General features: G+C 27.0%; 16 protein-coding genes. All 16 read right to left on the bottom strand.

Annotation, left to right across the window (positions count from 1 at the left end):
- Positions 1-24 precede the first annotated feature (24 nt).
- The gene (locus NON08_RS05415; RefSeq protein ID WP_040406399.1) at positions 25-1410 is read right to left on the bottom strand and encodes an oxaloacetate decarboxylase subunit alpha; all 1386 of its coding nucleotides are present in this window, start codon (positions 1408-1410) and stop codon (positions 25-27) included.
- Between the two features lie 178 nt (positions 1411-1588).
- A complete protein-coding gene (locus NON08_RS05410) occupies positions 1589-2242 on the bottom strand; it encodes a GntR family transcriptional regulator (RefSeq protein WP_256690414.1) in 654 nt (217 codons plus the stop codon).
- 12 nt (positions 2243-2254) lie between these two features.
- Entirely contained in the window at positions 2255-3592 is a 1338-nt protein-coding gene (gene bioA / locus NON08_RS05405; RefSeq protein WP_256690413.1) for an adenosylmethionine--8-amino-7-oxononanoate transaminase, read from the bottom strand.
- A 90-nt stretch (positions 3593-3682) separates the two neighbouring features.
- A complete protein-coding gene (gene rpoN / locus NON08_RS05400; protein ID WP_256690412.1) occupies positions 3683-4897 on the bottom strand; it encodes an RNA polymerase factor sigma-54 in 1215 nt (404 codons plus the stop codon).
- 59 nt (positions 4898-4956) lie between these two features.
- Complete coding sequence (locus NON08_RS05395) at positions 4957-5661, bottom strand: energy transducer TonB (protein WP_256690411.1); 705 nt, start codon at positions 5659-5661, stop codon at positions 4957-4959.
- The gene (locus NON08_RS05390; protein WP_256690410.1) at positions 5654-6043 is read right to left on the bottom strand and encodes an ExbD/TolR family protein; all 390 of its coding nucleotides are present in this window, start codon (positions 6041-6043) and stop codon (positions 5654-5656) included. Before NON08_RS05390 ends, NON08_RS05395 begins: the two co-directional genes overlap by 8 nt.
- A gap of 4 nt (positions 6044-6047) precedes the next feature.
- Positions 6048-6656, bottom strand: a complete 609-nt coding sequence (locus NON08_RS05385) for a MotA/TolQ/ExbB proton channel family protein (RefSeq protein ID WP_256690409.1) — start codon at positions 6654-6656, stop codon at positions 6048-6050.
- A gap of 89 nt (positions 6657-6745) precedes the next feature.
- Positions 6746-7120, bottom strand: a complete 375-nt coding sequence (locus tag NON08_RS05380; RefSeq protein WP_256690408.1) for a hypothetical protein — start codon at positions 7118-7120, stop codon at positions 6746-6748.
- Positions 7121-7218: 98 nt separating this feature from the next.
- Positions 7219-8073, bottom strand: coding sequence for an ABC transporter substrate-binding protein (locus tag NON08_RS05375; protein WP_256690407.1), 855 nt, complete (start codon positions 8071-8073; stop codon positions 7219-7221).
- Positions 8070-8849 carry an ABC transporter ATP-binding protein gene (locus tag NON08_RS05370; protein WP_256690406.1) on the bottom strand — a complete coding sequence of 260 codons (780 nt, stop codon included), beginning with the start codon at positions 8847-8849 and terminating at the stop codon, positions 8070-8072. Before NON08_RS05370 ends, NON08_RS05375 begins: the two co-directional genes overlap by 4 nt.
- Positions 8850-8851: 2 nt before the next feature.
- On the bottom strand, positions 8852-9844 hold the full coding sequence (locus NON08_RS05365; protein WP_256690405.1) for a FecCD family ABC transporter permease: 993 nt from the start codon (positions 9842-9844) through the stop codon (positions 8852-8854).
- 60 nt (positions 9845-9904) lie between these two features.
- Positions 9905-11047 (bottom strand): M23 family metallopeptidase, encoded by a 1143-nt coding sequence (locus NON08_RS05360; protein ID WP_256690404.1) that lies wholly within the window; start codon positions 11045-11047, stop codon positions 9905-9907.
- Between the two features lie 133 nt (positions 11048-11180).
- Positions 11181-11930: an ABC transporter ATP-binding protein gene (locus NON08_RS05355; RefSeq protein ID WP_256690403.1), complete on the bottom strand. Its 750-nt coding sequence runs from the start codon at positions 11928-11930 to the stop codon at positions 11181-11183.
- 2 nt (positions 11931-11932) lie between these two features.
- Complete coding sequence (locus NON08_RS05350; RefSeq protein WP_256690402.1) at positions 11933-12964, bottom strand: FecCD family ABC transporter permease; 1032 nt, start codon at positions 12962-12964, stop codon at positions 11933-11935.
- Complete coding sequence (locus tag NON08_RS05345) at positions 12961-13818, bottom strand: ABC transporter substrate-binding protein (RefSeq protein ID WP_256690401.1); 858 nt, start codon at positions 13816-13818, stop codon at positions 12961-12963. The genes NON08_RS05350 and NON08_RS05345 overlap by 4 nt, the downstream gene beginning before the upstream one ends.
- A gap of 44 nt (positions 13819-13862) precedes the next feature.
- Positions 13863-14705 (bottom strand): sirohydrochlorin cobaltochelatase, encoded by an 843-nt coding sequence (locus tag NON08_RS05340; RefSeq protein WP_256690400.1) that lies wholly within the window; start codon positions 14703-14705, stop codon positions 13863-13865.
- Positions 14706-14742 lie beyond the last annotated feature (37 nt).

Here is a 14742-nt window from a genome sequence, read left to right as displayed (position 1 = left end):
TCTTATAAATCATTCTCCTTTCAACTAAAAAATTATATTTATATTTCTGTACTCTTTTTCTACTTTAGGTTTATTTCTATTTTCTAAGTATGGCTTAGCAATTTGTGGGAACATAGCATACATTAAAACATCTTCTGGACATTTTGCTAAATCTCCTATCTCCTTTGCTATTTCAGCATATTCAGGTTTTAAAAGATCTGCTGGTCTTCCTGTAAATACTGGCTCATCTCCAATAATCTTCTTCTTTATATCTTCAGACATTGGTGCTGGAGATTTTCCATATAGACCTTTTACATAATCCTTTATCTCTTTAGGAACCATTTTATATCTTTCTCCAGTCAATACGTTAAATACTGCTTGAGTTCCTACCATTTGACTTAATGGTGTTACTAACGGAGGGTATCCTAAATCTTCTCTAACTCTTGGAATCTCTTTTAAAACATCCTCATATTTATCAGCTGCTTTTTGAGCTGTTAGTTGAGAAACTAGATTTGATAACATTCCTCCTGGTAGCTGGTATTCTAAAATACTTGGCTCAACAAAGTAAGCTTGCATATTTAAAACCTTTTCATCCATATATTTTTTTCTAATTGGCTTAAAGTACTCTGCAATCTCTTTTAAAAGTGTTAAATTAAGTTCTGGATCTCTTTCTCCACCTTCAAAAGTTCTAACCATAGATTCTGTTGCTGGTTGTGCTGTTCCTCCTGCAAAAGTTGAAATTGATGTATCTATAATATCAATTCCTGCATCTACAGCTCTTAAATATAGCATACTTGCTATTCCACTTGTAGCATGAGTATGTAACTCTAATGGTACATTAATTACTGACTTAATCTCTTTTATTAAGTTATATCCTGTTTCAGGTAGTAATATTCCAGCCATATCTTTTATAACGATTGAATCAGCACCCATACTTTCCATCTCTTTTGCTAACTCTTTATAGTACTCTGTTGTATGAACAGGACTTATTGTATAAGCGATTGAAAGCTGACAGTGTCCACCATATTTTTTAGTAGCTTCTGCTGCAACCTTTAAGTTTCTTGTATCGTTTAAAGCATCAAATATTCTAATTATATCAATACCATTCTCTATTGATTTTTTTACAAATTCTTCTACTATATCATCAGCATAGTGTCTATATCCTAAAAGGTTTTGCCCTCTTAATAGCATCTGTAACTTTGTATTTTTTGCTCTCTTTTTTATCTCTCTTAATCTCTCCCAAGGATCCTCATTTAGAAATCTAATACAAGCATCAAAAGTGGCTCCTCCCCAAACTTCTAATGCATGATATCCAACTTCATCCATTTTTTCTACAATTGGAAGGATCTCTGCAGTTGTCAATCTTGTGGCTATTAGAGATTGATGTCCATCTCTTAGACAAGTTTCTGTTATTTTAACTTTATTTTTCAAAATATCCTCCTTGGTATCCGGTGTCCCGTATTCTGTATACAATTTTTCATCTACACTAAAGTATACAATATTTTTTGTATTTGTCAAACTATTTTTTGTATGTTTAATATAATGAAAAATATAATTTTAGTACAGTGTGAACTACTTTTCCAAAAAAAAATCAGAATTTCTTCTGATTTTAACTTTCTACCTGATTCATTAAGAACTCTTTTGCCTCTAATAAATGCTTTTTATTTACTGCTATTGCTTCCTCTTTTTTTCCTGCTTTTATTAGCTCCACTATTTGTGTATGATCTCTATGGGCACTTAATCTTCTATTGTTATTTTCAGCTGATATTTTTCTAAATTTTTTAAGATAAAGATTCAAGTTATTTATTAAAGTTACTACTCTTGGTAAATCTGAAATACTATATAGAATCTTATTAAACTCTGAAAAATATTTAAAAACTTCTAAAGATTTCTCTTCATCGTTGACTATAGATGCTGCTTTAGCAACGTTTTCTTCTAATCTTTCAATATCTTTATTTGTTACTCTTTCGAATAACTCTTCGAATATAACTGTTTCTAAAGCAATTCTTATTTTCACTACCTCATCTACATCTTTTTTTGTAGTTTTTGGAACAGTTACCCCACCCTTTTCTCTTGCTTCTATTAGTCCCTCTAACTCCAACATTCTAATAGCTTCTCTCAATGGAGTTCTACTTATATTAAGTTTTTCTGCAAATTCCTCTTCTACTATTCTACTTCCTTCTTTAATCTTTCCATTCACAATCTCGTCTTTTAAATAATCGTAGACTTGTTCACGTATAGATTTTTTCTTTTTTATAACCATCATATTCCCCTTTTATTCGATTGTCTCCAGATATTCCCTAAGTGATTCAATAAAGATATCTAACATTTTATCTATCTCTTCCTCTTTGATTATATAAGGTGGCATAAAATAAACAATATTTCCTAATGGTCTTAAAATAGCACCTTTTTTTAAAGCTATTTTGTATATTTCATATCCGGCTCTTTCTCCAGGAATATCAACTAATTCAATAGCTCCAATTAATCCTATTTGTCTATATTCTCCAAAATATGGGATATCCTTTAATTTTTTTTCTGCAGCTTTTCTTAGATAATCACCTTTGTTTCCTATAACTTCTAGTATATTTTCTTCTTTAAAAATTTTTAATGTTTCAACTGCTATTCTACATCCTATTGGATTTCCAGAATAACTATGAGAGTGTAAAAATGATTTTCCTTCTGAATAATCTGCATAAAAAGCATTATACAATTTATCAGTTATCAATACTATAGACATAGGAAAATATCCCGCTGTTAATCCTTTTCCTATACACATAATATCAGGACTAACATCTGCATGCTCTATAGCAAACATTTTACCTGTTCTTCCAAATCCCATTGCTATCTCATCTACTATTAAGTGAATATTCAATTTTTTTGTTAACTCTCTTAACTTTTTTAAGTATATTGGAGAGTATATTCTCATTCCAGCTACACCTTGAACCATAGATTCAATAATTACTCCTGAAACAGTATCTCCATTTTCCTTCAAATATTCTTCCATATAAATGAAACACTCAGCATTACAGCTCTCTCTTTTTTTCCCAAAAGAGCATTTAAAACAATCTGGCCCTTTTATCTTTGCTCCCTCTCTTAAAAGAGGTTTATATACATCTGTAAATCTATCCATATTTCCAACACCTAAAGCTCCAATTGTTTCTCCATGATAAGCTCCTTCTATTGAAACAAACTTATTTTTTTGAGGATTTCCCATTTGGGTATGATATTGAAAACTTAATTTTATAGCTACTTCTGTACTTGATGAACCATTATCTGTAAATATAAGCTTATTTAATCCTTCTGGGGCAACCTCTGTTAATCTTTCTCCTAGTTCAATTGCTGCCTCGTGAGAAAAGTTTGCAAAAATTATATGTTCTAATTTATCTATTTGCTCTTTTATAGCTGCATTAATTCTTGGATTACAATGTCCAAATAAATTTACCCACCAACTTGAAACACAGTCCATATATCTATTTCCAAATTCATCTTCTACGTATAATCCATCTCCTTTTACTATTACCATAGGAGGCAGCTGTTCGTAATCTTTCATCTGTGAGCAAGGATGAAAAATATGTTCTAAATCTTTTTTTTGTAAATCACTTAGGTTTTTCATTTAAGGTACACCTCTTCAATTATAAAATTCATATATTTAATACAAAAATAATCTTTAGTGCCTATTATAACATAAATACTTTTTTATTACCTATTTTTTTCTTTTTCTACTAGATGGAATTCCAAGTTCCTCCCTATATTTTCCAACTGTCCTTCTCTGTAAATTGAAGTTTTTTAATAAAAGTTTTTCTAAAATTTTTTCGTCTGAAAGTGGTGAATTTTTATTTTCATTTTTAATAATCTCTATAATTTCATCCTTTATTATATTCGCTTTATCATCCAAAATAATATAATTTCTTAAATTTTCTACTTTTCCATTTATTTTTATATATTTATCTTTTAAAGCTCTAGAGATTGTTGATTCATGTAAAGTTAACTCATAAGCTATATCTTTTACTTTCAAAGTTTTCAATGGTTTATTGAAAATAATATATTCTTTTTGATAATTTAATACGTAGTTTCCAACTTTTAATAGTGTTTCCTGTCTTTTTTTTATACCTCTTTCTATTGCTAAAAGTAATGCAAATTCATTTTTTGATCCCTCATCATTTTTTAGTTTTATTTTTGGAATATCCTCTTCATTTAAACTTACAATAATATTATTTTCTAAAATTTCTGCTATTAAATCTGGTATTATATACCTAGTTTTCTTATTAACATAAAATCCTCTAGCTGGTTTAGGATTTAACTGCTTTATTATCTCTACATAGTTTGCAACCTTTTCCATTGTTATATCTCGTTCTAAAGCTATTTTTTTTAAATCATTTTTTGCTATATCCTCTAAATTTTTTTCTAAAATAAGCTCCAAAGTAGGAGTTAAAATATCTTTATGATTTAACTGTATTTTTAAACAGTCTATTAAATTTTCTGCTCCTACTCCCAAAGGTTCTAAAGTCTTTAAAATACTTAATGCTTTTTTAAAAGGTATTAATTTAAAATTTCCATCTTTTCTTAATTCTTCTAAATTCCCTATTAAATAACCTTTTTCATCTAAATTATTTATTAGATACCCTAAAATTTCCTTAGTTTTTTTCTCTAAATCTAAATAAGTAACTTGTTCCTCTAAATAATCAATTAAACTCTCATCTTTTTCACTAATATTTTCAATATAATTTTCATAATCATCATTTTTTAATATTAAAGGCTTTGAGTATATTATCTCTATATTTGGATTTTTTATACTTTCATCTCTTAAGTAATCTCTTAATTCTTTTAAACTCATTTTTAAAATATCTATAGATAATTTCATCTCCATAGAAAGTGCCAACTTTAAACTTTGATCTAAGGTTAATTTAAAATCTACCATTTTTCCTCCCCATAAATATAAAACAGGTAGAGTTCATATTTCTTACTCTACCCAATCTCTTATCCCTTTTTAAACTTAAATTCTTTTTCAAAATGAACTCTTATTATTTTTCCTTTATATGTAATTGGTTTAAATTTCCATTTTTTTAATGCTTTTTCAACTTCTTCTTTAAAACCAAATTTAGTTTCTCCTGATATAAATTCTATATTTTTTATACTTCCATCTAAATCTACAAGAAATTTTACCTTTACTATTCCTACCCCATTATATCCAATTTTTCTAGCTTTTAGTGGATATTGAGGATCAATTTCTTTTATTATTTCATACTCTATTCCATCTAAAGAGACTGCTGTAAAGACTCCATCTTCCCCTTGTAAAAATCTATTTTGATCTTTAAATTCATTATATTTTTCCTTTTTCTCAGAAACTTTATCTTTTTTATTTAAACTACTATCTTTAGATTTTTTTTTCTCTAGATTTTTTTTAGTATTATCTTTTTTTATAACTTCTTTTTTTATAATTTTTTCTTCAACTAATGTTTTTTTCTTTTCTTCAACTTTATTTTCTATACTTTTTTCCTTTTTTTCTTTCTCCTCTTTTTCCAAAGAAACATTTGTAATATTACTAATTGCTTTTCTATTTTTTACTGATACTATCACACTATTTTTCTCTTTAAATTTTATCTCCTCATCTTTTGAAAATCCAATTATAGAAAATATAATTATCCCATGTAGAAAAGCAGATAAGAGATAAAATTTATTCATAAAAATTCAGCTCCACTTTATCTACACCATTGTTTTTTAAAATACCAATCGACTTTACTATAACCTCATATTTTAAATCTTTATCTGCACTTATTGTCATTTCATTTATGTTTATTATTTTCTCTCCTATTTTTTCCAGAATAACAGGATTAGAAACTTTATCAATCATTAAAAAATAATTTTCATCTTTATCTATAACTAATTCATACACTCCTTTAGATGATTCTGAAACTATCTCACCTTTTGGAAGCTCTAATTTAAATCCACTATATTTATCAAAAGTTGTAACTAACATAAAAAAAATCAAAAGCAGGAAAACAACATCAATTAAAGGAGTTAAGTCTGGAGTTGCTAAACTTCTTCTTTTAGTTCTTCTTTTCATTATCTTACCTCTTCACTATATTTACTATAAATGTCGCTACTTTTTCTACTTCTAAACTCATTTTTTCTATTTTCTTGTTAAAAATATTATAAGCTATTATCGAAGGAATAGCTATTATTAAGCCCCCTGCAGTTGTTAATAATGCCTGAGATATTCCTCCTGCTATAGCATTTGGATCTCCAGTTCCAGAGATTGCAATTTTTCCAAAAGCTTGTATCATCCCTGTCACTGTTCCTAAAAGTCCTATCATTGGTGCTGTATATGCTATTATCCCTAAAATATATGTATTTTTTTCTAAAATATCCATCTCTTCTAACTCTATCTCTCTCAAAAGTTCATCACTATTTTTATAATCTCCAACTAAACAATAACGAATTAAAAATTTTGTAAGAGTTTTACCTACAACACCTTTTTCTTTTTTTGAAAATTCGATTGCTTCATCGTATTTTTTATCTATTAAAAGTTCTTTAATCTCTTTTTTAAACATTGAATCAACTGATGTTTTATTTTTTATAAAACACAAAGACCTCTCTAAAATTACTCCTAAAGAAACAACTGATAAAATAAGTAAAATATAAAGAATCGGTCCACCAGCTTTTATATAATATAACATCTCACCCTCCAAAATTTTAATAATATTTATACTTAAAGTATATATTATTCAACAAAAAAGAGCAAGGAATTAACCTTGCTCTTTAGTAACTAATTGTTAGTTTTATTAGCTTTTAACATATCATATCTCATTTTCATTTGCTCTGTTTTCATCTCAGCTTGAATATTAGCTCTATCCTTATTTATTTTTTCAATATTTGTAAAATTAGGATTTTCTTTAGCCATCTCTTTCATCATAGCTACTTTATTTTCTTGAAGTTTAATTCTTCCCTCTTGAAGCTTTGGATTTGTTCTCATTTTTTCTCTCATTAAAGCTTTTTCTTCACTTGTTTGACATTGACCTACCATCATTTTTCCACCATTATTATATGTGTTATTTGACATTCTGTGTCCATTATTTCCTTTTGCCATTGCCACTGTTCCTAATCCTAAAGCCATCATAGATACTAATAAAAATTTTTTCATTTTCATACCTCCTAAGTTTTCTTTGTCTTTTCTTTACACACTTATATTAACAAAGTTTTATGGCTAAAATATGGCAAATTTTAAAAATTTGACTTTTTTTATTTTTTTAATTGAAAATAAACTTTTTCTATTTCATCGAAAACTCTATGGGAAGCTCTTAGTATTTCACTTGAATCAATTACGTGTATGTTTTTAGTTTTATAAGCTTTTGTTTCTTCAATTAAAGGTATTCCATTTACTATCCCGTCAATATTTTTTATACTTCTAGTTCCTATTATATAATCTGGATTTTCTTTTAAAATATACTCTGAAGAAACTATTGGTTTTTTACCCATTTCTGGTACTATGACCTCTAATCCCAATGTTTCTAATATTTCTACAGGAAGAGATTTTTTTTCAAAAGATGTTGGAGGAGTATCAGAATATAATACTAAAGCTTTGCCCTCTAATTTTAAATTACCTTTTATATAGTTTAATTTATTATTCAATTCTTCTACAACCTTTATACTCTCACTTTCTTTATTTGTTAGTTTTCCTAAAATCAATGTATTTTTTAAAATGTCATTTAAATTTTTATTAGAAAAAGTTATTGAAGGAATATTAAATTTATCTAATCCTATCTTTTCATTTCCCATAACATTAAAAATAACCAAATCGGGATTATAAGATAATATCTTTTCTAATGATGGTTTTGATATATTTCCAGCTAATGGTAATTTTTCTGTTTTTTCTTTTGGCCATATCTCTTTACTATGGTTTGCTATTGCTACAATTTTATTTCCAGCTCCAAGTTTATATAAAATTTCTGCAGCACCAAAGTTATATACAACTATTCTGCTATACTCTTTTAAGATTATCTTTTCTCCTTTTTCCCCAATAACATATTTCCCATCTATATCTAAAGAAAAGATATTTGAGAATAATAGAAAAAAAATCACAATTATCCTTTTCATTTTTCACCTCTTTTTGGCAATACGTATATATCTTCGTCTAAGTTTAAAATCTCTGGTTTAAAACCATATACTTTTTCTAACCACTCTTTTTTTATTACATCTTTAGGTCTACCTGCAATTGGTATTTTTCCATCTTTTATAAAAAGAATTCTATCACAAAATAAAGATGCTAAATTTATATCATGTATAACGATTATTCCTATAAGATTTTTCTTTTTTATTCTCTCTTTTAATAACTCTAAAAATTCTAAAGAATAATTTATATCCAATGCTGAAGTTGGTTCATCTAGGAGAATTACTTCTCCCTCTTGAATAAATGCTCTTCCTAACAAAACTCTTTGAAATTCTCCTCCACTTAAACTCTTTATATCTCTATTTAAATACTCTTGTAAATTTAATTTTTTTATTACATCTTGTATAATTTTTTCATCCTCATCACCAAGACCTTTAAAACTATTTTTTAAATGTGGTACTCTTCCTAGCTTTAAAATTTCTAACACTGTAAAATTTAAATTTTGACTTGACTTTTGAGCTATAAAAGACACTTTTTTAGCAAAAGATTTTCTTGAAAAATTTTCACTATCCAAATTATCAAGGTATATTTTTCCATTAGTTTTTTCTAAAAATCCCATAATAACTTTTAAAAGTGTAGATTTTCCACATCCATTAGCTCCTAATATTCCTACTAATTCTCCTGGTATAAAGTCATGAGTTATGTTTCTCAAAATCTCATTTTTCCCATATGAATATGCTACATTTTTTAATTTTAAAGTCATCGTTATACACCTCTTCTATTTTTAAAAGCTAAATATATAAAAAATGGTGCTCCAAATATAGCAGTTACAATTCCTATTGGTATCTCCATTGTAGTAGAGACTCCTCTTGAAATTGTATCGCAAAATAAAAGAAAAAATCCACCATAAAACATTGATAATGGAACTAATTTAATATTACTGCTTCCAAATATAATTCTTATTAAGTGAGGAATTATAAGTCCTACAAATCCAATCATACCTGTAAAGGCAACTGAAAAGCCAACCATAAATGTTGATATCATAAGTACTTTATATTTAAATTTTTTTATATTTATTCCTAAACTATGAGCCTCTTCATCAGAAAGGAGGATTACATCTAAGTTATATCTATTTATATAAAAATATATCAATGAAAATGTCAAAGGAATTAATAGAATTATAATTTTTTTCCAATCCCCTCCTCCTAAATATCCCATTGTCCAAAGAACCACTCTAAAACTATCCTCTCCAACTAGATACATTGTTAAAGAGATTATTGCTCTTAAAAGAGCTGATATTGCTATTCCTATAATTAAAAGGGTAGATAAATCTAAATTTCCTCTTTTATTATTAGAAAGTTTAAAAATTAAAATTGAAGTAATAAAAGAAAAAATTGAACCAAAAATTCCAAAATATGTTTCTGAAAAACCTAATAAAAAAGCTATTACTGCTCCAAATGTTCCACTTGCTGAAATTCCAATTATATAGGGATCTGCCATTGGATTTTTAAAAAGAGTTTGAGTTATAGCTCCACTACTTCCAAGCAACATACCAACTATTATTGCCATAATAGTTCTTGGAACCCTTAAATTCCAAAAAATTTTATATTCTAAAGAGTTATTGTCTCCTCTACCAAAAAGTAATTTTATTCCATTAAAAAAATTTATTTCATAATTTCCTATGAAAAGTGAGACACAAAATAAAAATACTAAACATACTACTGAGGTTGTTATTATAACTTTATTTTTTGAAATCATTATACATCTCCTTAAACTTTTATCAAAAAATAAATCCCCCAATCAATTGGGGGATTTTTATTAAAATTTTAGATACGTCAACGGATTCTCTATTTTTCCATTTTTTCTTATTTCAAAATGTAAGTGAGGCCCACTAACCCTTCCTGTAGCTCCACTTAATGCTATATGTTGATTCTGAGATACTTTTTGACCTTTTTTTACATCTATTTTGCTTAAATGAGCATATCTTGTTTCATACCCATCTGAATGTTTGATTATAATAAGCTTCCCATACCCACTTGCTCTACCTGCAAAACTAACAACACCTTCTCTAGCTGAAACAACTTTTGTTCCTGTTTTAGCTTTTAAATCCACTCCTGCATGATTTAAAACTCTTTTTAATACTGGGTGTTTTCTAGAACCGAAACTACTAGTTAAACTCATAGCCATCAATGGATTTGAAAAAGTACCTAAATTAGTTTTTTTAACATATTCTTGCTTAAAACTATTTAAATATCTTGAGACTTTAGGTTCTCTTAAGAAAATTTTAGCACCTACTAAAAGTCTATCAACTTCATTATCTTCTTTTATTGTTTTAACATCCACTTCAAATCTCTTTGACAAACCTTCAAAAGTATCTCCTTTTTTTACGGAATAGAATATTCCTGGTTCTGTAGGAATATTAATTTTCTTTCCTATCTGAAGTACTCTTAAGTTTTTATCAATATTATTTGCATAGATATAATCTGTTCTTATTTTATATTCTTTAGATAAATCTGAAATTGTATCTCCTTTTTTAATAACATACTCCATATTTTCTAAAACTATTTTTTCTTCTAAATCAATAGTATTATCAAGTTCTGCTAATTCTTGTCCCTCTTGATCGTCCCACTCTTTAGCTATTTTATTCTCTAATTCTAAATCCTCTAACGATGATTCATCTACTATAGATTCTTCTATTTTTTTATTTTCTATCTTAGTTACTTCACTTTTTGACGAAGTAATTTTATTTTCAACATTTTCTTCAGTATTTTTTTCTATAGTTTCTGTTTTTTCCATTACAACGGTTTCAGTCTCTATATTACTCTCTATTTTTACAACCTCTTTATTTTCAATTATCTCTTTATTTTTAGCCTCGTTATTCTTTAATGTAAACTCTCTGTAAAAAACTGATGTTACTAAAAAGACTAAAATACCTATTACTATCTTTTTCCCTCTTTTCATAACCCACCATTCTTTTCCTTAATTTTGTTATTTTTATAAATTTTTATAAATTTTACCATATTTTTATCTTTTTAGTCTAGCTTTTATTTTTTTTGTATTTTTTCTGAATATAATTAATTTTTTTATAAAGAATTTATAAAAAAATTACTATTGGTTTGTTATTTAAGGGATGAGTTATCACTTTTACCTCTATTTGGAATATCTCCTTTATTTTGTCGGATACGATTACCTCTTCTGGTGTTCCTTCATATTTTATCTCACCATTTTTTATAGCAAAAATATAGTCACAATAACGACTTGCTATATTTATATCATGAATTACTGCAACTATTGTTTTATCAAGACTTTTTACTAAATCCATAATTTGATATTGATATCTAACATCTAAGTGATTTGTTGGCTCATCTAATAATAGCACTTCACTTTGTTGTGCTATAGATCTAGCTATTAAAACTCTCTGCATCTCCCCTCCAGAAAGTGTTAAAAAACTAGAGTCTTTTAGATGTTTCATCCCAACCTTTTCTAAAGCTTCATCTATTTCATTTTCATAATCTTTTTTAGAAAATAACGAACTTTTATTATACTTTCCCATTTCAACAATTTCTTTAACTGTAAAATCAAAGATTACCTTTTGATTTTGACTTAAAACAGATATCTTTTTAGATAAATCTTTTACAGAATAATCATTTAGTTCAATTCCATCTAAATAAATGCTATTTTTTTTAGGGATATAATTTCTATAGATATTTTTTAAAAGGGTGCTTTTTCCACATCCATTTTCTCCAATTATCCCAATAAATTTTTTTTCTTTTATATTTAATTTTATATTTTTTAAAATATCTTTCTTTTCTATTTTAAAATCTAAATTATCTATTTTTATCACAATTATCCTCCAAAATTATAACTATTTTTTCTTAACATACTCATAAAAAATGGAGCACCTAACATAGATGTTATAACTCCTATTGGAATCTCTTGTGTTTTAAATATAACTCTAGTTAAAGTATCTGTTCCTAATAAAAATAAAGCACCCAAAAGAATTGCGCAAGGTATTAATCTTTTATGATTACTACCTACAAGTCCTCTACATATATGAGGAATTACTAATCCAACAAATCCAATTACTCCTGTTGCTGAAACTATAAAACCAGTTAAAAAAGTAGAAATTATGACAATAAAAAATCTTAATTTTTTTACATCAACTCCTAATGTTTCAGCTAATTCATCTCCTGCTATTAAAATATTTAATTCTCTATATTTTAAAGTTACTAAAATAATTGAACATATTAAAACTAAAAATAATATTATTAAATTTTCCCATCTAGCTCCTGCTAAACTTCCAGAAATCCAAAACATTGCTCCTCTTAATTGTGATTCATTTTTTGCTGTAGTTACCAAAAATGTTGTAATCCCTGAAAATAATGATGAGACTGCAACTCCTATTAAAACTAATTTTGTACTAGAATATCCACTATTTCCCGCTAAATAAAATACCAAAAAAGCTGTAAAAGTTCCAAATATAAAAGCTCCTACTCCTGGTGAAAAAGACCATCCTAAAATACTTCCCAATACAATAGATATTACAGCTCCTGTACTAGCTCCTGAAGATATACCTAAAATATATGGACTAGCTAAAGAATTTTTCGTCAAGGCCTGCATTAAAATTCCAACTAAAGATAATCCTGCTCCACTTAATAAAGCTAAAATAACTCTTGGTACTCTTAAATTCCATACAATCATCTCTGTAGATTTTTTCCATTCAATAAAAAAAATCTCTCTTTTTAATATTTTATTTACTAAAATCTTCCAAACATGAACTGGAGATAATGAAACACTTCCTATTGTCACTGCTACTGTTCCTAAAATTATAATTAAAATAAGAGATATTATAATTATATTTCTATCTTTTACTTTCACTTTTTATCCTCACTTAATCCACTGGAAATTATTTCAATTCCTTTACTAACCTTTATTCCTGGTGAAATATAACTCAATGGTATTCTTATAAATCTATTCTTTTTTACAGCTTCTAATTGAGATATTGGAGAGTTATTTTTTAAATATTTTATTTTATTTTCATAACTCGTATTACCATAATCTATAACTATTATAAACTGAGGATTTTCGTCTAAAACTTTTTCCCAAGCTCCAACTCCGAAAGAAAAATTTGTATTTTTAAAAATATTTTCTCCTCCTGCTATATCAATCATAGTATTTCCTATTCCATTTCCACCTACTACAAAAGGAGCTGATTCTTGGCTATCATATGCGAAAACTTTAACTTTTTCTTTAAATTTATTTTTCTCTTTTATTATACCTATATCTTCCTTCATTTTCTTAACAAGATTACAAGCATTTTCTTCTAAATTAAATATATTTCCAAAATTTAAAATGTCATTATAAATATCCTCTATTTTTGAAGTATCTTGAGATTTAGTAAAAAAAACTTCTACACCATTCTCTTTTAGTTCCTCTACTGTTCCTAAATTTTTAGGTGTTGCTATTGATTTCCAACCAGTTAAAAAATTAGGATTTAAAGCATAAAATTGCTCTTTTGTAGGTGCTGATTTTGATAAAATAGGAATTTTATCATATTTTTCTTTTAACTCAGGCAATATTTCATCATCTAAATATGAAGTTCCTAAAAGTTGATTTTCTGCTCCTATAGCTAATAAAATCTCTGTTGTAAATTGTGATGTTGAAACTGCTCTAATACTCTCTCTAGAGAAACTTAAAGTAGTTATTAATAAAAATAATACTATTTTTTTCATACTTTCTCCTTTTAATAAAAAGCGGAAGAGTTTAACTCTTCCAATTAATGAGAAGCTTTTCTTCCTTTAGCATACTCTGCTTTTTTTACTAATATGTCTTCAGGTTGTCTAGATTCTAACTCTTTAGCTTTCTCTATAAATATATTTTGAATAGATTCAATCTCTCCCAGTCCTTTTAAATTTACCTCTATCTCAAAACCATTTTCTTCTAGAGCCTCTTTCCAATCTTCTGCTATATCATTTTTAGCATGATCTCCTGCCACAAACATAAGAGGCATTAAAGTAACTTTTCTTTTATTATCTCTTTTTAATTCTTTCACAACATTTTCTAAACTAGGATATCCCTCAACAGTCCCAATATATATAGAGTTTTTTAAATCTCTAGTTATGTAGGCCAGCATAGGATATGCTGACAATGCTGGATGTTCTGTTCCATGTCCTATCATTACAACACCTTCATCGTGTTTTAAATTGCCAATTTCTTTTTCTATAACTTCAATTAAGTTAAAATAATCCTGCACTTCTGTCAATAAAGGAGTTCCTACTCTAATATCTTCAAATTTATCAGAGTAAATCTCTACTTCTCTTTTAAGAGCTTCCATCTCTGTTCCATTTATTATGTAAGTAGGTTGTATAATTACATGTTGATAGCCTTGTTCTATTAATTTCTCTAAAATTTGAGAAGTATTTAAATTTTCAATACCTCTTTTAGATAATATTCTATTTATAATTCTTGATGTATAAACTTGAAAAAAATCAAGTTTATCAAACTCTTTCTTTAATTTTTCATTTATTATATCTATTGTTTTTTCTTTTGTATCTTCGTGTGTTGTTCCAAAATGTGCTGCTATAATTGCACCTTTTTCCATGTTTTTGTAAAAATTCATACCTAATCTCCCTATATCATTTTAATATACTATTTTA

This window comes from Cetobacterium sp. NK01, from assembly GCF_024506395.1.
Classification (GTDB): Bacteria; Fusobacteriota; Fusobacteriia; order Fusobacteriales; family Fusobacteriaceae; genus Cetobacterium_A; species Cetobacterium_A somerae_A.
The sequence above is the reverse complement of the archived record's forward strand: the minus strand, read 5'-3'. Positions and strand labels throughout refer to the sequence as shown.